The following is an 18,540-nucleotide window of genomic DNA, read 5'->3' on the forward strand; positions in this document are numbered from 1 at the left end:
CGCGATGGCATTTGTCGCCGAATCAAGGCGTCCCGCCTCAGGAATCGCGCGCCTCTTCGATGGCAGCGCCGATCACCGCTTCGCCGACAGCGCCGGACAGCACCTGGTCACCGATCACCCAGGCGGGCGTGCCGGACAGGCCCATGTTCTGGCCGAGGAAGACGTTGTTCTGCAGCTGGGTCTCGTAGAGGCCACCTTCGATCGACATGCGTGCGCGGTCGAGGTCGAGCCCGGCGATCCGCGCGGCATTGTCGATGTCATCGGCGGACAGGCCGTCGGAGGCGAACATGGCGTTGTGAAACGCCTCGAACTTGCCCTGTTCCGCGGCGGCGAGCGCCATGCGCGCGGCATCGGCGCTGGCGGCGGAGAGAATCGGGTATTCGCGGATGACCACGCGCAGGTCCGGATTGGCCTCGATCAGCGAATTGACGTGGGCGAGACTGGTGCGGCAGTAACCGCAGGCGTAATCGGAGAATTCGACGAGCGTGACTTCACCATTCGGGTTACCCAAGACGGCGCCGGGGAAGGGCGCTTCCAGTTCGTCGCGCAGCGGCTCGATCCGCGCCGCCATGTCGCGGCGCTGCAGCTCCTGCATGGCCTCGGGCAGGATTTCCGGATTGGCGAGCAGCACCTCGCGCGTCCGGTCCGGCGCGAGGCCGGAGTAGAGGAATGCTGCCGCACCGGCGAAACCGGCGACGAGGGCGATCAGGACTGTGGTGAGCGTACGCATCGCTTAGGCCTAGTTGCGATCCCGCTGGCGTTCAAGGATGCCGCGCGCCTGCAAGGCAACATCCTGCGCCCGGATCCAGTCGGGGGAGCCGACAGGCAATGAGGCTTCGGCAGCCTGGGCGTTCGCCAGCGCGCCCTGGGCATTGCCTTGCAGCACTTGCTGTTCGGCGCTGGCGAGGCGTGCGCGCGGGATATCGCCGCGCTGGCCGTAGACGACGCCCAGCTGATACCAGGCGAAGGGATTCTCGCGATCGCGGCCAACGGCTGCACGCAGCACGGCTTCAGCCTCGTCGAGGTTGGCCGGGTCTTCGGTAGCGATCAACGCATGGCCCAGGGTCGATGCGATCAGGGGATGCGAACCGGTGAGGCGTGTGGCTTCGCGCAGTGGCGGCAGCGATTCGTCGACATGCCCCGATTCGAGCAGGATTTGCCCCTCGAGTTCGAGGTAATAGGGGTTCTCCGGCTCCTCCGCGAGGAGGGCCTCGACCTCGCCCAGCGCCTCGTCCACCAGGGCCTGCTGGTGGTAGGCATAGGCGCGAGCATAGCGGGCCGGGGCGCCGGTCATGTAGGCGGGATAGGCAGTCAGCGTCCGCTCGGGCGGGGCGAGGTAGCCGTAGAGCTTGGCCTTGGCCCGCTGGAAACGGGCCTCCAGCTCGGGATCGTCGGGTGCATCCCACGCCGGGTCTGCCTGGTAGTCATCGCGCAGCCGGGCGATGCGATTGCCTGACAGCGGGTGGGTCCGGCCATATTCGCGTTCGTCGGCCTGGCTGATGTTGCGGCGGAATTCGTAATTCTGCAGCCGCTCGAAGAAGGCGAGGCTGCCGCGTCCGCTGATCCCGGCATCGCTGAGGAACTGCGCGCCCGCGGCGTCGGCACTGGCTTCCTGCGTACGGCTGAAGGCGAGGAAACTGCCCATGGCAGCCTGCTGCCCGGCGGAAAGCACGCCCATGGCTGCCTCGCCGCCGCCTGCCAGCGCCGCGCCGACGGCCAGCAGGGCCGAGAGCAGGGTAATGCGGGTGGCATTGCCTGCGCCTTCGGAAAAGCGATTGATATGGCCGCCGGTGATGTGGCCCATTTCGTGCGCGAGCACGCCCTGCACCTCGTTGGCGTGGTCGGCGGCATTGATCAGCCCGGAATGGACGAAGATGCGCTGCCCGCCCGCAACGAAGGCGTTGATCGACGGATCGTTGAGCAGCACGACCTCCACCGCCCCTTCGCCAAGGCCGGCCGCTTCGGCCAGCGGATCGACCATGTCCTGCAACAGCTGTTCGGTTTCGGCGTCGCGCAAGACCGACAGGCTTTGCGCCGCCGCTGGTTGGACGGTGAGGGCCAGTGTGGCCAACATGGCCAGCAGGCGGGCGAAGATCTTGGCTAGCATGCGCATCGTGTCGCCTCTTGCCTAGCCTTTCGCGCCCTGAACCGGAACTGAAGAATGTGCGGGCGAGCCATCGCTTTCGCCAGCCTGTTCAACTGTCCTGACGATCGCTTCGGTCTCGCCGCCTGGGGTAACGCCCAAAGCACCCAGGAATTCGATCCCGTCCTCGTAAGTGCGGCCCAGCCACAGCGGGACGCCAGCCTGCGATATCACGTCCCGTGCGGATTCCTCTTCGGGAGTGAATTCGTGTTCCGAAACCGTGCGCAGGAAGACTGCGGCAATCCGCCCGGGGTGCAGCCGTACGGCGCGGGCAAAAGCGGGCAGGTCGCCTTGCGTGTCATCGCCAATCAGGGCGAATTCCATGTCCGGATACATGGTGAGGATGGAATCGATCGCCTCTTGCTTGTGCCGGCCATGGCTGCCTCCGCCGAAGGTCTTCCGGTTCAGCCCCCAGTCGCGCAGCTTGAGCGGGCCAAGCGGCAGGCCTTTCACCTGCTTGAAGGCGACCAGGTAGGAGAACAGGTTCCACGGACTGGAGGAGATGTAGAAAAATGGCCGCCGCGTGGCAGGCAAGCGCTTGGCGCCGTGCTGGCTGGCCTCGGCGAGGACGCCGCCACCCAGTTCGTCGTAGAAGGCATCGGCACCCTGCACGGCAAGGCGTTCGTGCGGCAGCTGGGCGAACAGCCGCCTCCAGTTGCGCAAGACGCTGCGCAACCCGCCCGTGACGCCGGTTTCGATAATGGTATCGTCGATGTCGGATATGACTGCCAGCCGGCTCTCGCACCCTGGCGCGAGCACGCGCACTTCGGTGCTTTGCGGTCCGTGCCGGTTGTCCCAGTGCACGGTTCCGAGTTCCCACATGGGCTCGTCTGGCAAGTCCCACGGTGGATCGAGGGCAATGTCGAAGTGCACATAGCCTTCGCCATCGGTCAGGCCTTCATGGACCAAGACCCCCTCGCCGTGACCGTGCAGCTCCAGCCGCACGCGCACGCCGTGCGCTTCCGAGCTCAGGAATTGCGACACCATGGTGCGAATCGCCCGCAGGCGGGAGACCTGTTCGAAGCCCGGCCTGGCAGCATGCAGCGCCCGGGCAGACAGCAGCAAACGGTCACGCGAGCGATGACCAAAGAAGGGCTGCACCCGCAAGGGACGCTTGAACGGCAGGGCCATGACCGGCGGCGCTAGCCGATGCCAGCGGGAAATCCCACCCTGCTTGCAGGACCCGCCTTACGGGATTGGAATGGCTGCCGGACCTAGTCGAGCAGCTCGCGGGCGGCCTTTTCGATGAGCGAGGCATTGTCCGGAACTTCGCCGAGGACGACCACTTCGCCTTCGTCCGTGCGCCGGATCATCACCAGGGCAAATTCCTCGCCCGCCGGAGCGATTGCGGCGAATTCGCGCGGTTCGATGGCCCGCAGCTTGCGAGCGATAGCCTTCTTCGGACCCTTGGGCTTGGGTGCGGGCGCCTTGCCTTCCTGTTCGCGGCGGAACTCGCGTTCGGCAGCGATAATGGCTTTCAGGCCACCGTCGGCCTGCTTGAGGAATTCGCCCAGCTTGCCGCGTTCCACGCCGGTCCGCTTGGCCCAGCTGAGCACGGCGGCATATTCGGTGAGGCGCGTCTTGTCGTATTCGGCCCCGAAGACCAACTTCACCACCGGCGTCATCGGTGCGCGGTCCTGCACGGTCAGGCCGGCATCGGCGAGCAACTCGGCGAATTCTTCCGGCGCTTCCATCGCGGCCACGGCAAAGTCGTAGGCGCGCGAGACGGCTTCATAGAGCGAGGTGCGCGTACGTTCTTCACTGCTCTTGGCAGCCTGGGCCATTTCGCGGGCGACGGCCAACCAGTCTGCCAGGGCCATGTCGGCTTCGTCGACCTCGATGGCTGCTCCGATCTCGATCTCGACTGCCACTTCGGGCACGGTCTCTGCGTAGGACAGCTCCAGCGGCTCGTCCGCCAGGTCGCCCCGGCTGAAGCCAAAGCTCGGTGCCGGGAGGGGGGATTCGCCATCCACCGCGCTGGCAGGGCCATCGGCCCAATCGGTGATTTCTTCGGGACTCGGCGCGCGCGGCAGCACCGGTGCGTCGACTTCCATGGCCTGATCCATTTCCAGGACCAGCTCGTCGACGTCGGTGGCCGCGGCCATCTCCTTCCAGTTGATGACGCCATAGATGAAATCGATGGACTCATCGTCGCTGGAGAAAGGCAGCAGGATGCCGCGATAAAGGATGGTCACGCCCTGCTGGTTGACGAATTCCGCTTCGAAACCGATCGGCGCCTGATTGGCGATGATCTGCATGTAATGGTCGGTGATGCGGCTCAGCAGAGAACGCGGCGGTACGTCCGACAGCCTCTGCGGGATCGTGTCGTTGGCGGTGTAGCACTCGCCCATCAGCTTATCGCCGATGAAGTTGATCGACGGGTCGTCGATACCGGTCGTGAAATCGAGCAGCACCGAGTGCGGGCCGAAATCGGGCAGGTTGTCGGGATCGAGATCCTCGATGGCGGGGAAGTTGCGCTCGTCGAGCAGGCTCGCCCAGAAATTGTAGGCGCGCACCTGCATGCGGCGCTCGTCCGTTCCGATCACCGGCGGCGGCGCGTGGTCCACCGAATCATCGAGGTCGGCATCCATCGCGTCGATGCCCGGACCGAGGTCCGCCGCGTCCAATGCTCCGAAACTACCGCGCAAAGTGTCCATGCGTAAATCGCCTTCTCAGTATCCCTGTGAAAGACACCTTTGGCCATTTTTGGTAAAAATTCGGTGAAGTTGTGCGGCGCTTTTCGCCGCATTTACGCATTGGGACGTGCTTAACGCCCCGGCGGAAAGCAAAATCCGGCTGACGTCACAGCATGTAGCGCATGCGGATGGTCTGGTGGAGTGACGTCGTGCCGACTTCGATGGCGGCATCCTCGAAATCGGGCGGCCCCATGTTGACCGGGGCATCGTTGGAAAAGCCGAATCCCTCGCGTGGCATCATGCCCAGGACGCGGTTGGCGCGGCCATCATCGTTCTCGTCATGCAACAGGGCGATGGCATAGGTGCCCGGCGTGACATTGTTGAAGCGCAGGGTGGTCGCCTGTCCTGCCGGAACGACGGCGCGGTAGCCCTGCGTGGAATCCTGGCAGCGCGGGAAGCGGTCCTCGTCGCGCGTCATGCAGGCGCGCACCACGCCGTCCTCGTTGCGCAGGTTGGTCACCGTGATGGTCACGTTGACGCCGCCGGACTGCGGGGACTGGGCATACAGGGCCAGCGGGGACGCCAGCGCGGCTGCGGCGGCGAGAACTAAGGTCGGGCGAGCCCATTGTCGGTTTTGCACAAGCGATCCCAAAATCTGAAATAAAGGCCAAAATTGCAGCGATATTCGTCGTGGTGCCGCTGGTGATGGCTGGCTGTTATCACCCAATTGCCTGCCCGGGAATGAACAAGCCAGCGCGGAAACATTTCCCAGCCCATGTGATTGGTGACGCCCATGACGGTCATGATGGCGAGAACCAGTCCCAGCATACCCACATGGATGGGCACGAAAAAGACCAGCGCAGGGATGACCACGGCGCCGGTAATCGCCTCGATCGGGTGGAAGCTCATCGCCGCCCAGGCGGTGGGCGGGCGGCTGGCATGGTGCACGGCATGGGCAATGCGGAACCACTTGGGCCGGTGCATCCAGCGGTGCGTCCAGTAGAACCAAGTGTCGTGCAGGAAGAGGTAGGCGAACAGCGACAGTGGCAGGTACCACAGCGGGTAGGCGGCAAAGTCGGTATAGATGCGCGTCCAGCCCAGTTCCTGCCAGCCCCAGGCGACGACACCCGCAGGCACGCCATAGATCGCCGCCGAAGCCAGCGACCAGCCGATCTCCTTGCGGATCTGCGGCGCCAGCCCGTCATAGAGGCCGGGGCGGACCTTCGCCGTTGCCCAGGCAAAGCCGCCGCTCGTCACCAGGTAACGCACGGCCACGATCGCGGTCATGGCGAGGGCAGAAAGGGTCACGGCGAGCAGCATGGGCGCGCTTATGCCAAGCTGGCGGAGCAAAGGCGAGCGCCGGTTGCCTGACCGGCCCGTTTAGCCCGCCAGGTCGCGGCCCCAGCTGCTGCAATGCGGATCGCCTGCCACCAGCAGGCGGCGCAGCGCGGTGCGGGCGAGGCGTTCCATCTCCACCCGGCGGCGCGCGGCGGCGAGCGGGTGGCTGGGTGCAGGGCGGACGATCTCGGCATCGTATTCGTCGGCCACGATCACGCCGCAGCATTCGGGCTTGAAGTCCGGCCCGTCGAGCACGGCGCGATCGAGCTCCGGCGGCAGGCCCCAGTAGAAGCGGTCACAAAAGTCGAGGTAATCCGGCCACTTGCTGTCGCCGAGCAAGTCTCCCCTTGCAGTCTTCACCTCGACGATGACGATGCGGCCCTTGCCGTCGACGCCCATCAGGTCCGCCCGGCGGCCATTACGCAGCGGCATTTCGGGCAAGGTCCAGATGTCGTTCCGCGCGAACAGGCGTCCGATACCCCGGCACACGGCGCGCGAGCGCAGGGTGAATTCGTCTTCGGGACTATCGCCCGCGGCGGGTTGGATCAGCGAATCGGCCATGGCCGGAAACTGGAACGAAATAGGAACACCGTCAAGCGGTGTCGTTCACGAGAGGGCTTTTGCGCCCTGGCCCTAGGCGCTTCGGTGGGGGCCCTGTTCGCCGGCGGGCGGCAACAGGTCGAGCATGGCCTGGCGGGCGGCGACGAATTCGCGCCACAAGGCCATGGCGGCAGGCTTGCAGTCGGCACCGCGCGCGTTGACCGCCAGCAGGGCGGTGATCCCCGGTTCCATCACGGCTGCAAGTTCGGCGCAGGAGGCATCGGCGAGGTCGCGGCGCCACTTGGCCGTATCGCGGATCAGCGCGGGAAAGTCGCGTACTTCCTTGCTCGGCTGTTCCGGCTCCAGCCCGGCCAGCATGGCGACCACCCGGCCAGCCTCGCCCAGCGCGGCCCAGCGCATGGAGGTGGCGCTGGAATTGCTGGTCATGCGGGTCGGTGAGGCGCCAAAGTTGGGCGGGGCAGCATTCATGCCCCGCGCATAGCGCAGTGCTGGTTGCCAATCGGTTAGCGCTGCGGCTGCCCCGCCAGCCGCTCAATCGCGGACGGGCGGGCCGAAGGGATCGCCTTCGTCGTCGAGTCCGAGGTCGATATTGGCCCCGTCTTCGCCAGTTGTCAGGCGGTTGTTCTCCGCGCAGATGTATTCGCGGATGGGGAATTCGTTCTGCCGCTTGAAGTAGATCCGGCTGGTATAGGGCTCGGCCAGCACTTCGGGGTCGGTCACGGTCATTTCCACGATCAGCTCGTCAGCGGCGGGCGACCAGATGCGTTCGGACACGCGCATGGCTTCGCTGTGCGGCACGTGGACTCCGCGCCCGATCGAATTGAACTGGTGCAGGCCGACGGTTTCGATGACCAGCACGTCGCCCTCCCAATGGCCCACCGAATTGCCGTTGAAGAACGGCTCCGGATCATCGGGCAGTTCGCGCCCGTCGGTGAAAATCCGGCGGACCTGCATGTAGGCTTCGGTAAGGATCGTCACGCGGCCCGGGGAATAGAGGATCTCCATCGGCATGCCGCCAACGCTCATGATCGTGGGCATGCCCGGCGGTACGCAGTGGGCCACCTCGTCGAGCGGAGGCCCCTGGTCGCCAAAGCTGGCGAGGATGGCATCCTGTTCGGCCTGGGCTTCGGGCGTGAGCTGGATCGGGCGGACGGAAACCCCGAACAGGCGCGACCAGTCCTGGTGCCAGGTACCGGTCCAGTCGGGCAGGTCCAGCACCTCTTCATATCCGGTTGCCCGGTCAGCGGTGAAGTCGCTGTCCTGTGCTGCCAGCGGTGCAGCCGCGGTTGCCAATAGTGCAATAATGCCGGTCCCAAGCCACCGTGCGCGCATCACAAAATCCTCTTCCAACTTGATCATGTTTTGGCGCAGATTGGTGTGATCTGCGTGGCCAAGTCAAGCGACGGGTTGATTCTGTCCGATTTTTGGGGGAAATAGTTGATGCATCAAGAGGCGGAAGTCGCAAACCGTCCGATCACTCCGGAGAGATCAGCAATGACAAGGTTTTCGATTCGTCGTTGGGGCACCGTTGCCGGCGCGGCACTGGCCGTGGCAGCAGGCATGGCCGTGCCCGGTTCGGCGCATCATTCCACCGCGATGTTCGACTGGGGGAACGAGGAAGTACTCCAGAACATGACGGTGGAGCGCTGGGTTTGGACGAATCCGCATACCTTCATCTACGCGCGCGACGAGAATGACCGGCGCTGGGCCTTCGAGGGCATGACCCCCAACACGCTCACGCGCTTCGGCTGGACTCGCCGCTCGTTGCAGCCCGGCGAAGTCATTACCGTGGGGTACTACCCGCTGCGCGACGGGCGCCCGGGCGGGTTCAATGTCCGCGTGATCAAGTCCGGCGGCGACGAACTGGTACAACTGCCGTCCCGCTAGGCAGGTGTCGGCGGGCGCTCAGCCCGCTTCGTGCACCCAGTCGCGGCGCAGGGCGGGGCCTGCCAGCGCCATCAGCACTGCCGCCACGCCGTATAGGCCGAGCCCGTAGAGCATCGACCAGCGCAGCGACTCGTCGCCGTAGATCGGCGTGAGGAAATCCGACAGCGCGCCCAGCGCATAGATCCCGCCGCCGAGGCCGATCAGGTTATTGATCAGCAGGAACAGCGCGGACGCGGTCGAGCGCGCGGCGGGTTCCACCAGGTGCTGGATCGCCGAGAGCACGGGACCAAGCCAGACATAGGCGAGCGCCTGCGGCAGCAGGAACAGCAGGAAGGCGAAGGTCGCGTCGTCGCTGGAAATGCCGGCGGCGAACAGCGGCGCGCCGAGGAAGAAGCCGACACCCGGCAGCCACGCATAGAAGGCGCGGTCGCGTGATCCCAGCCGGTCTGCCAGCAGGCCGCCCGCCATCACCCCGGCGATGCCGCCGATCAGCAGCAGCGCACCGAAGAACTGCGAGGCCTGCACCAGGTCGAAGCCGAAGCTGCGGATCAGCAGGCTCGGCAGCCAGAAGGCGATGCCGTAGCCGAGCATGGACGACATGGCCGCGCCGAAGGAGAGGAACCAGAACGATGGCTTGCGCGCCAGCACGCCTGCCGTTTCGCGCAGGGTGGGCGAGGCGGGCAGGGCGGGCTGGTCTGCCGCGACCTTGGGCTTGGCCTTGTCGCGCACCAGCAGCTTGAAAATCGGGGTGATGATGACACCGGCGATGCCGACGACGAAGAAGGCCGTGCGCCAGTCCACCGTGGCCGCGATATAGCCGCCTACGAGGACGCCGAGACCCGATCCGATGGGAATGCCGAGCGAGTAGATCGACAGTGCCGTGGCGCGCTGCGAACTGGGGAAATAGTCGCCGATGAGCGCATAGGACGGGGCGACGCCGCCAGCCTCGCCGATGCCCACGCCCAGCCGGGCGAGGAAGATGTGCCAGAAATTCTGCGCCACGCCGCACAGCGCGGTGAACCCGCTCCATGCCGCCAGCGAAATGGTGATCACCCAGGTCCGGCTCTTGCGGTCCGCCAGCGCGGCCAGCGGCACGGCCATGGTCGAGTAGAGCAGGGCGAAGGCGAGCCCGCCAAGCAGGCCCATCTCGCCGTCGTCCAGCTCCAGCTCGGCCTGGATCGGCGCGGCGAGGATGGAAAGGATCTGCCGGTCGACGAAGTTGAAGATGTAGACCACCAGCAGCATGCCCAGCACCACGTTGCGGTGCGGGTCGGCCTTGGCGGGTGCTGCGGCAGTGGTCACGAAAGGTGGTCCTCCAGGAAGGCGGTGATCGCCGCCACGGCCTGCGGTTCGTCGAGCAGCGGCGCATGGCCCCTACCTGCTACCGTGACGCTGGCAAAGGGTCCGGCGTGACGCCGTTCCATTTCGGCGAGGGTTTCCGCCGTCAGCAGGTCCGACAAGGCGCCGCGCAGGGCCAGCACCGGGGTCTCGCCGAGCATGTCCCACAGCGGCCAGAGGTCCGCCTGCGGTGTATCGCCGACATCGGCAAAGCCGCTGGCGATGGCAGGGTCGTAAGCGAATTCGACGCGGCCGTCGGGCAATTCGCGGCAGGTGCGGCGTGCCCACGCCTGCCAGTCCTCCTCGCCGAAGCCGGGAAAGGCATCGCCGTTGATTGCTGCGCAGGCCTCGGCCGCCGCGTCCCAGTTGGCCAGCGGCTTGCCGCCGCCGACATAGGAGCCGATCCGCGCCAGCCCTTCGGGGTCCAGCACCGGGCCAACGTCGTTGAACACGATTGCGGGGAAGCTGCCCGGCTGCATGGCGTTCATCACCATGGCCATCAGCCCGCCCATCGAGGTGCCGATCAGGCCTGGACGCTCGACGCCGAGGCTGGCGAGCAGGGCGAACATGTCGTCCGCGTAAATGTCGGGCCGGTAATTCGCCGGATCGGGATCGAACTGCGACAGGCCACGCCCGCGCTGGTCCGGCACGATCAGGCGATACCGGCCCCCCAGGTGCGCCGCGAGAGGAGAGAAGTCGGCGCTGTTGCGGGTCAGGCCGTGCATCAACAGCAGGGCGGGGCCATCACCCGGCTCGTCGCTGGGGTAGTCGCGTGCGAACAGTTCCAGCTGTCCGCACGCACTCTGGTAGCGGTGCTCGCGATAGTCAGTCACGACGTTATTCCTTCCGTCCGCCACGAAGGCGGATCAGAAGCCGAACGTTGCGGTGAGATAGACCTGGCGAGGGTTGCCGTAGAAAGCGGTCAGCGTGCCTTCGGTACCGAGGTTCGGCGTCGGCTCGCCGCCCGTCAGCACCGGCGCGCCGGTGACCGGGTCGACCGCGATGAAGGTGTAGCCCGAGGTGCGGTATTCCTTGTCCGTCAGGTTCCGGCCGTAGAGCCCGAGGCTGAAGTTGCCGTCGTCGTTGGTCCACACGATCGAGGCATCCCACAGCGCATAGCCGCCCTGGTCGAGGTAGGGATTGGGAATCTCGAACTGGGTGGTGGAGCTGCGGAACGAGACCGTCGAGCCGAGGTAGAGATCGCCATTGCTGACCGGCGTGGTGTAGCCGAGCGTCGCGCTGCCGCTCCATTCCGGGGTGTTCTGCACTTCGCGGAAGTCCGAAACGTCGGTCGGCGTGCCGCCGATGTTGGTGATGTATTCGTTGTATTCGGCGTTGATCCAGCCGAGCGAACCCTGGAAGCGCAGCTCGTCGTTCTCGCCGAACAGGTCGCGTGCGATCAGGGCATTGGTCTCGAACTCGAGGCCGTAGATGTCCGCCGCACCGGCGTTCGACACCACGCCGCAGAAGCTGGGGACGCCGCCGTCGAGGCAGGCCACCGAACCGGGGATCTGCACGTTGGTGTAGTCGGCATAGAAGGCCGCCACGGCGATGTAGATGTCGTCGCCCAGCAGGTTGCCCTTGTAGCCCACTTCGTAGCTGTCGACCTCTTCCGGGGCGAAGCTGAGGAAGTCCGCCACTTCGGCATCGGTCGGCGCGCCCGGATTTGCGGCAGGCGCGTTAACGCCCACGCCGCGCGGGTCGAAGCCACCACCTTTGAAGCCCTGCGAGAAGCTGGCGTAGATGTTGTGGTCCGGCGTCGGCTGGAAGCTGAGCGATACGCGCGGGGTGAACTTGTTGAAGTCCGCCGTGCCCTGGAAGTCGGTGCTGGCGCCGAGGAAGGGAACGCCCGCACCACCGAACACCGGCGAACCGCCGCCGAGGTAGTTCTGCCGCAGGATGTCAGCCGAACGCTCGTCCCAGGTGTAGCGACCGCCGACCGACAGGCTCAGCTGCTCGGTAATGTCGTAGGAGAAGTCGCCGAACACGGCGAAGGTCTCGGTATCGACATTGGCCTGGGTAAAGGCGGTGAGGCCGGCAAACGAGGTGAACAGGCGCACGTCGAAGGCAGTGTCAGCCGAGGCATCGAGGTAATAGGCGCCCAGCAGGCCGGTGAAGGGGCCGCCGTCGTCCCAGATCAGCTGCAGTTCCTGGCTGAACTGCTCGTTGGAATAGAGGGCCGGCACGTCGAGGTCGACCGCGGGCAGCGCATCGAAGTCGATCGGCGAGGCGCTGTCGTCGGCGCGGAACGCGGTGATCGAGCGCAGGGTGAGCGCGTCCGACAGGTCGACGCGGGCATTGAGGGCAATGCCATAGGCTTCGACGTCCTGCTCCGGATCGACCAGGCCGCCGCGCGTGTCGAACACGTCGTCCAATACCGGGGCACCCGAAGTCGCGCCCGGGATCAGCCGGTGGCCGCCGCGGGCATTGCTCATGTCGTGGGTCCAGTCGCCGGACAAGCGCAGCAGGTACGGCGCGCCGTTGCCGCCGACTTCCACCGTGCCGCGCAGGGCCCAGATGTCCTTGTTGTAGTTGTCTTCGCCCGTCGTCAGGTTGTCGCCGAACCCTTCACGCGAAAGCCGCGCGACCGAGGCGCCGACGCGCACCGGATCGGCGACCGGGGCGGAAACCGTGGCCACGGCTTCGGCGCGGCCATAGGTGCCGACGGTGCCGCGCACCTGCAGGCTGAATTCGTCGGGCAGTTCGCGGGTGACGTACTTCACCGCGCCGCCGATGGTGTTGCGACCGTAGAGCGTGCCCTGCGGGCCGCGCAGCACCTCGATGCGTTCGACGTCGTAGATGTCGAGCACGGCCGCCTGCGGACGGTTCAGGTAAACGTCGTCAAGGTAGATGCCGACGCCCTGCTCGAAGCCGGAGACCGGGTCCTGCTGGCCGATGCCGCGGATGAAGGCGGAGAGCGTGGAGTTGGTGCCGCGCGATTCTTCCAGCGTGGTGTTGGGCGAGATCTGAGCCACGTCAGTGATGTCGACTGCGCCGCGCTGCTGCAGTTCCTCGGCACCGAAGCTGCTGACGGCAATCGGAACATCGACCAGGCGTTCGTCGCGGCGACGCGCCGAAACGATGATCGAGCCGCCCTGCAGCGGCTGCACTTCACTGTCATCAGGTGCAGTTTCCTGCGCATGGGCGGGAACGGCAAGCGCGCCCAGCACGAGCGCAGCAGCAGTGGTTTGCCAGAGAACGGCCTTCGACATCGGTACTCTCCCAGTCTTGGTTCTTATTCGGCCCCCAATATTGAAACCTGAACCACCTTTCAACTTTTTTCTTTGGCAATGGACCGGATTAACCGTTAGCCACATGGGTCATGGCAGCTTCCCGACCCCAATCGGACGACGAAAACGGCAAGGTCCCGCGCACGGCGCGCGGGCGACAGACGCTGCGCAAGCTGCTGGATGCAGCGGCCAAGGAGTTCGGCGAGAAGGGTTTCCACGAAGCCTCGATCAGCGGCATCACCCGCCGCGCCGGCACCGCGTTGGGCAGTTTCTATACCTACTTCGACAGCAAGGACATGATCTTCCGCGCGCTGGTGCAGGACATGAGCCGGCAGGTTGCGCAGCACGCGGGCAAGGCGGTGGAAGGACAGAGCGGGGCCTTCGCCATCGAGCGTTCGGCGCTGCACGCTTTCCTCGATTTCGCGCGCGAGAACCGCGAGATCTACCGCATCATCGACGAGGCCGAATTCGCGGACCCGGCCAGCTTTCGCGAGCATTACGAGACCACGGCGGCGCGTATCCTCGAACGACTCAAGCGCGGCGAGGCATCCGGCGAAATCCGCGAAGGCATGGCCGAACCCCACGCCTGGGCGCTGATGGGCATGAACGTGTTCCTCGGCCTGCGCTATTCGATCTGGTCCGAAGGCGAGGACTCGGCAGAGATCGCCGACATGGCGAATGACATGCTGCGTCGGGGTATCGCGAAGGACTGAGCTGGCTTCAAGGCGCTGCTCACGCGGCGAAAAGCGAACCCGAGAGCATTCGCAAGGCCGCCCGCCCGCCCGCCCGAGCTGTCGCGAGGATAGCCAGGTGAGCGGAGGCGAACGCCGGCGCTTGAGGCTAACAAGAATGGCGCACCCGACAGGATTCGAACCTGTGGCCTCTGCCTTCGGAGGGCAGGGCTAAGCGACATTCACGGACGCAACAGGATTACTGTCACACTGTAAACAAACGAAGTTCTATCCGGTCTTGTGCTCAAATGTCCGACTATGTATTCCACACGCATTCCACATTTTGTGAAATGCGGTGATTGGCGATGGCAATAGACTTGAGCAGGGTAGGTGAGCGCGAGCGGCTTAAAGTGCAGGCCGAACCCCATTGGCAGCGACTAAGGGCTGGCTGCTTTCTTGGTTTCCGGCCTTCAAAGCGCGGTGGCAAGGGAACTTGGATTGCGCGCGTTTACGACGAGGATGCACGCAGGTATCGAGTGAAGTCGTTAGGCGACTTCGGCACGCTGGCGGGCAATGCGATGTTCGCAGCCGCCAAGAAGGAAGCCGAGGCGCTGGCAGAGCTGGTGGAAGCTGGTGGTGAAATACGCGCCAAGGTGGAAACCGTGGCCGATGCATGTCGGGACTATGCGGCCAGCCGACCGGAGGCTGAGGCTCGCTTCAAGCGCTATGTCTATTCCGATCCGATCGGCAAGGTGAAGCTGGACAAGCTACGCCGCCGCCACCTCGCCGAATGGCGCAAGCGGCTGGCTGAAACCCCTTCGCAGGTCAGCCGGAACAAGGAAGGCGAAAAGCGGACGCGGGCGCGAGCGCCTTCTACTGTCAACCGGGACATGGCTGTGCTGCGTGCCGCGCTCGGCAAGGTGCTGTCTCATGGCGCTCCCAATAGTGAGGCGGCCTGGCAGGAAGCGCTGAAGGCTATTCCCAATGCCGATGGGAGACGGAACCTCTACCTTGATCGCGAACAGCGGCAGTTGCTCTTGGCTTCGGTGAGCGCCGAGGCGCTGCCGTTCGTTCGCGCGCTCTGCCTCTTGCCCCTACGGCCTGGAGCGATGGCTGGACTGACGGCTGGCGACTTCGACAAGCGCACTGCCGAATTGACCGTCGGCAAAGACAAGACCGGTAAGCCACGGCGCATCCAACTGCCAGCCGAGGCGGCGGAGCTGATGGCGTCACAGGCAAAGGATAAGCTCCCCGCCGCGCCCCTCTTTACGCGGGCCTCCGGCAAGGCTTGGGACAAGAATAGCTGGAAGCAGCCCATTGCAGCCGCCGTAAAGGCAGCAAGCTTGCCGGGTGGAGCAACGGCATACACGCTTCGGCACAGCACGATTACCGATCTCGTCAGCGCGGGGCTGCCATTGCTCACAATTGCGCAAATCTCGGGCACCAGCGCGGAGATGATCGAGCGGCATTATGGGCACCTCGCCAGTGACGCGGCAACCAAGGCACTTAGTGAACTTGCGCTCTAGGTACTCCAATCGGTTCTCAGGCCTGAGGACCAAAACTAAGTGGGATGCTGCCACCCTCAAACAGGACACCAAAGGTCAAGATGATCTTAGCCAGTCTCTGACTTCACTCACCCACGACGGACGCGATTGGCGAGTTCCTCAATCGGCACCCCACCTTGGGCCATGTGAATAGCTTCAGATATTATCTCTTGATATTCATCCTCGTCAGCTAGCCCGCCATGCATTCCCAGTAAAGTTCCTATCACCGCTGAACGAGGGTGAGGCTTGCGCATCGCGTTCTCGCAAACAGTTTCTATGAGATCGGCTGTATTGGCGCGAAGTTGATCACTATCGGCCTGATCGCTTTCAGCACCTCTATTTTGTCCTAGACGCCGATCTTCTAGGAGAAAGCGAAAGGATATGGCCGCAAAAATCACAGAAACGAAGGTAGATCCAGCACCTACATAAATAAATCCGCCCCCCAACTGCGACTGTCCGAGCAGAGAGAATATGATGACGAATGCGGATAGCGCCAGACCGCCAAACAAAAGACCTATGCTGTTATGCCCCTTGTAGATTTTCGCAAACGCGATCAGGCTAATGATTGCTACTATCACACCAATTGTGAGTGAATCTAAGACACTGCCGAAACTACTTCGATTCATGGTCCAAGGCGAACCGCCTATGTCCCGATCCCAACTCAAAAATGTTCTGCAGAGTAGGGCTGCCGGGAAATAGGCTACGAGCCAAACAACAAATGCGATAAGCGCAGCGGCAACAACCCGACCCAGTTCTGCGAGCGCTTTCATCTGTTCCAGCACCTACCAATTTTCAAAAAGTCGACCCGCCCACTGTTGCGATCCGAGCTTTGCATCAAGCTATTGGTGGGGCCTACAATGCAGACGCATCCTAGCCAATAGTCAGATGCCGCCAAGAAGGCGGCAAATCCGCCTGTCGCAGCAACTCCTTAGCTTGGATCATCTAGGACCCCGCTGCAGAGGGACTTCCCATCCTCATGGTCACGCAATTCTCCAGTAGAAGCGCTGAGATTTTGAGCGACACTTCGGCCACCTTGAAAGCGACGCGGCGACTAGAGCTTTGGATGAACTGGCGCTTTGATCGTTGATCGGGCTACGCTACTCTCGCGATTCTGCAATCTGTGTTGAAAACCGCGAACTGGCTGATCGGAGAGAATTTGGCGGGATATTCTGTTTGGAAGGTCGGCGAATTTGTTGCGGCGTCTCATGAAACCATTGTCAATCAGCTTTCGACGCGCCTGATCGAACATTACCGCGGCGATCACGAGCGCCAACTATGGTCGTGGCGCAAACAAGTTCGCATTTTGCAAGATGCGCTCCGGGAACACCTTCAAACGCATCCTCGAGCTCGCGATTGGGGTATCATCCTTGAATATCCATTGCTTCGGCTGCAGCGCAGATTGGATGCCGTGCTGCTGGCAGGGGACATAATCACCATTGTTGAGTTCAAGGTTGGCGGCGGGTCATACAGTCCGGCAGATAAGCGTCAGGTTGAAGACTATGCGCTGGGACTGCGCGACTTTCACGAAACAAGTCGTGGCATGCCCATTTGGCCGGTCTTGTGCGTCACGGAAGCGCAGGAAGGCCAACTTACTCCGCTCAGCCGAGATGTGGGGGAGGTGGCGACTACGAACGCAGAATCCCTGGGTGAGGTCTTCGCAGTCCTTTCGCGCGCCTCCGAGCGCGATGACGCGACGCAAATCGATGTTCTAGAATGGGACGCGGGGGCATACCGCCCGGTGCCAACGATCGTGCAAGCAGCCGAACAGCTATTTGCCGGTCACGACGTGACAGAGATTGCCGCAGCGGCATCTGATAAGCGCAATCTCGGAGAAACAACCGAGGCGCTCATTTCGCTAATCGAGAGGGCGCGGCAGAATAATGAGCACATAGTGGCATTCGTGACGGGTGTCCCTGGCTCTGGAAAGACGCTCGTTGGTTTAAATGCGGTGCATGACAGCCGCTTCAGCCGTCATGGACAGAACCCGGGCGCATACCTTTCTGGCAACACGCCGCTTGTGAAAGTCTTGCAGGAGGCTTTGGCAGCAGATGCTCGAAAACGAGAGGGCATCAAGGCCGATGAGGCAAAGCGGCGCGTAGGCGCTGCCGTGCAAACGTTGATGAATTTCTTGAGGGAATATCTCAACGCACACCCAAATCGAGCCCCCGCAGATCATGTGGTGGTTTTTGACGAAGCCCAACGGGCCTGGGATGCCGCATATGGGAAACAGAAGTTCGACCGGCCAAAGTCCGAGGCTTCATTATTTCTCGAGATCATGGGGCGACATGATGATTGGGCGGTCATCATCGCATTGGTTGGCGGCGGTCAGGAGATAAACAAGGGCGAGTTAGGCCTCTCTGAGTGGGGGCGGGCTCTGAACGAGGAAAATGCCAACCCCAATACACCACATTGGACTGCAGTGGCGTCACCAGAAGTTTTGGAGGGCGGAGAAGCAACGGCCTGGCAAAAGCTCTTTGACGAAATGCCGGGCGCTTGGGTTGAGCATGACCAGCGCTTGCACCTTGATGCTTCGATCCGGTCATATGGAAGTAACGCAGCACCAAATTGGGTAAACGCCCTTTTGGCAGGAGACTTAGGCTCTGCCGCAAAAATTGCGCAAAGTGAGCCCGATTTTCCAGTCTATCTCACCCGCGATTTGGACCGAGCCAAAGCATGGCTGAGACAATCTGCCCGAGGGAATCGTCGGTGCGGCTTGGTTGCGAGTTCGGGAGCTCGGCGCATTCGAGCCGACGGTATGGGTGTTAGCTTGGGGGCCGCTCAGCTAGATGATGTGGCACATTGGTTCTTGCGCGAACGTGGCGATATTCGTTCTTCATATGCGCTCGAAGTCGTAGCGAATGAATATGGCTGTCAGGGCCTAGAACTCGACTATGTCGGCGTCTGTTGGGATGGAGACATGCTTTGGAGTTCGCAGGGCCATTGTTGGGAGCCAAGGCGGCTAAACGGGGCGAAATGGCAGTCTATCCGCCAGCCCGATGGTAAGTCCTGGGCATTGAACAAATACCGAGTTCTTCTGACGAGAGCGAGGCTAGGGACTGTAATCTGGGTGCCGACAGGCAGTGAGACTGACCTGACACGCAAACCCAAGCACTACGATCAAATTGCTCGAGCCCTCAGTGATGCTGGAGCGCGCCTACTGATCATTTGATCATCAGTTCAGCAGGTATTCTG

17 protein-coding genes and 1 tRNA gene are annotated in these 18,540 nt (G+C 63.4%); 4 read left to right on the forward strand and 14 right to left on the reverse strand.

Annotation, left to right across the window (positions count from 1 at the left end):
• Positions 1–37 precede the first annotated feature (37 nt).
• The 9 genes from AAEO60_RS14490 to AAEO60_RS14530 form a co-directional block, all read right to left on the reverse strand.
• Entirely contained in the window at positions 38–730 is a 693-nt protein-coding gene (locus AAEO60_RS14490; protein ID WP_341674425.1) for a DsbA family protein, read from the reverse strand.
• A gap of 9 nt (positions 731–739) precedes the next feature.
• Positions 740–2,113, reverse strand: a complete 1,374-nt coding sequence (locus tag AAEO60_RS14495) for a M48 family metalloprotease (RefSeq protein WP_423970205.1) — start codon at positions 2,111–2,113, stop codon at positions 740–742.
• A gap of 15 nt (positions 2,114–2,128) precedes the next feature.
• Positions 2,129–3,274 (reverse strand): phosphatase domain-containing protein, encoded by a 1,146-nt coding sequence (locus AAEO60_RS14500; protein ID WP_341674427.1) that lies wholly within the window; start codon positions 3,272–3,274, stop codon positions 2,129–2,131.
• Positions 3,275–3,357: 83 nt separating this feature from the next.
• Positions 3,358–4,800 (reverse strand): PAS domain-containing protein, encoded by a 1,443-nt coding sequence (locus tag AAEO60_RS14505; protein ID WP_341674428.1) that lies wholly within the window; start codon positions 4,798–4,800, stop codon positions 3,358–3,360.
• Between the two features lie 145 nt (positions 4,801–4,945).
• A complete protein-coding gene (locus AAEO60_RS14510) occupies positions 4,946–5,311 on the reverse strand; it encodes a DUF2141 domain-containing protein (protein ID WP_341674429.1) in 366 nt (121 codons plus the stop codon).
• A 74-nt stretch (positions 5,312–5,385) separates the two neighbouring features.
• On the reverse strand, positions 5,386–6,099 hold the full coding sequence (locus tag AAEO60_RS14515; RefSeq protein WP_341674430.1) for a sterol desaturase family protein: 714 nt from the start codon (positions 6,097–6,099) through the stop codon (positions 5,386–5,388).
• A 60-nt stretch (positions 6,100–6,159) separates the two neighbouring features.
• Complete coding sequence (locus AAEO60_RS14520) at positions 6,160–6,678, reverse strand: MmcB family DNA repair protein (protein ID WP_341674431.1); 519 nt, start codon at positions 6,676–6,678, stop codon at positions 6,160–6,162.
• A gap of 72 nt (positions 6,679–6,750) precedes the next feature.
• Positions 6,751–7,104, reverse strand: a complete 354-nt coding sequence (locus AAEO60_RS14525; protein WP_341674432.1) for a hypothetical protein — start codon at positions 7,102–7,104, stop codon at positions 6,751–6,753.
• A gap of 105 nt (positions 7,105–7,209) precedes the next feature.
• A complete protein-coding gene (locus AAEO60_RS14530; RefSeq protein WP_341674433.1) occupies positions 7,210–8,010 on the reverse strand; it encodes a hypothetical protein in 801 nt (266 codons plus the stop codon).
• A 162-nt stretch (positions 8,011–8,172) separates the two neighbouring features.
• On the opposite strand from AAEO60_RS14530, the gene AAEO60_RS14535 reads away from it, so the two are divergent.
• Positions 8,173–8,565: a DUF6152 family protein gene (locus tag AAEO60_RS14535; protein ID WP_341674434.1), complete on the forward strand. Its 393-nt coding sequence runs from the start codon at positions 8,173–8,175 to the stop codon at positions 8,563–8,565.
• 18 nt (positions 8,566–8,583) lie between these two features.
• On the opposite strand, the gene AAEO60_RS14540 is transcribed toward AAEO60_RS14535, so the two are convergent.
• The 3 genes from AAEO60_RS14540 to AAEO60_RS14550 are packed head-to-tail and all read right to left on the reverse strand — an operon-like array spanning position 8,584 to position 13,115.
• Positions 8,584–9,810, reverse strand: a complete 1,227-nt coding sequence (locus AAEO60_RS14540; RefSeq protein ID WP_341674704.1) for a spinster family MFS transporter — start codon at positions 9,808–9,810, stop codon at positions 8,584–8,586.
• 53 nt (positions 9,811–9,863) lie between these two features.
• Complete coding sequence (locus AAEO60_RS14545) at positions 9,864–10,736, reverse strand: alpha/beta fold hydrolase (RefSeq protein ID WP_341674435.1); 873 nt, start codon at positions 10,734–10,736, stop codon at positions 9,864–9,866.
• Positions 10,737–10,769: 33 nt separating this feature from the next.
• A complete protein-coding gene (locus AAEO60_RS14550) occupies positions 10,770–13,115 on the reverse strand; it encodes a TonB-dependent receptor (RefSeq protein WP_341674436.1) in 2,346 nt (781 codons plus the stop codon).
• A gap of 110 nt (positions 13,116–13,225) precedes the next feature.
• On the opposite strand from AAEO60_RS14550, the gene AAEO60_RS14555 reads away from it, so the two are divergent.
• On the forward strand, positions 13,226–13,846 hold the full coding sequence (locus AAEO60_RS14555; RefSeq protein ID WP_341674437.1) for a TetR/AcrR family transcriptional regulator: 621 nt from the start codon (positions 13,226–13,228) through the stop codon (positions 13,844–13,846).
• Positions 13,847–13,983: 137 nt separating this feature from the next.
• Here the strand turns inward: AAEO60_RS14555 and AAEO60_RS14560 are convergent.
• Positions 13,984–14,056 (reverse strand) — tRNA-OTHER (locus tag AAEO60_RS14560).
• A gap of 284 nt (positions 14,057–14,340) precedes the next feature.
• On the opposite strand from AAEO60_RS14560, the gene AAEO60_RS14565 reads away from it, so the two are divergent.
• Positions 14,341–15,330 carry a tyrosine-type recombinase/integrase gene (locus AAEO60_RS14565; protein WP_341674438.1) on the forward strand — a complete coding sequence of 330 codons (990 nt, stop codon included), beginning with the start codon at positions 14,341–14,343 and terminating at the stop codon, positions 15,328–15,330.
• 107 nt (positions 15,331–15,437) lie between these two features.
• Here AAEO60_RS14565 and AAEO60_RS14570 read toward each other — a convergent pair whose 3' ends face one another.
• Positions 15,438–16,118, reverse strand: coding sequence for a hypothetical protein (locus tag AAEO60_RS14570; protein ID WP_341674439.1), 681 nt, complete (start codon positions 16,116–16,118; stop codon positions 15,438–15,440).
• A gap of 353 nt (positions 16,119–16,471) precedes the next feature.
• Between AAEO60_RS14570 and AAEO60_RS14575 the strand changes: the two genes are divergently transcribed.
• A complete protein-coding gene (locus AAEO60_RS14575) occupies positions 16,472–18,517 on the forward strand; it encodes a DUF2075 domain-containing protein (RefSeq protein ID WP_341674440.1) in 2,046 nt (681 codons plus the stop codon).
• Positions 18,518–18,540: the final 23 nt, after the last annotated feature.

It is taken from the genome of Aurantiacibacter gilvus, assembly GCF_038289935.1.
In the GTDB taxonomy this organism is placed as follows: domain Bacteria; phylum Pseudomonadota; class Alphaproteobacteria; order Sphingomonadales; family Sphingomonadaceae; genus Alteraurantiacibacter; species Alteraurantiacibacter gilvus.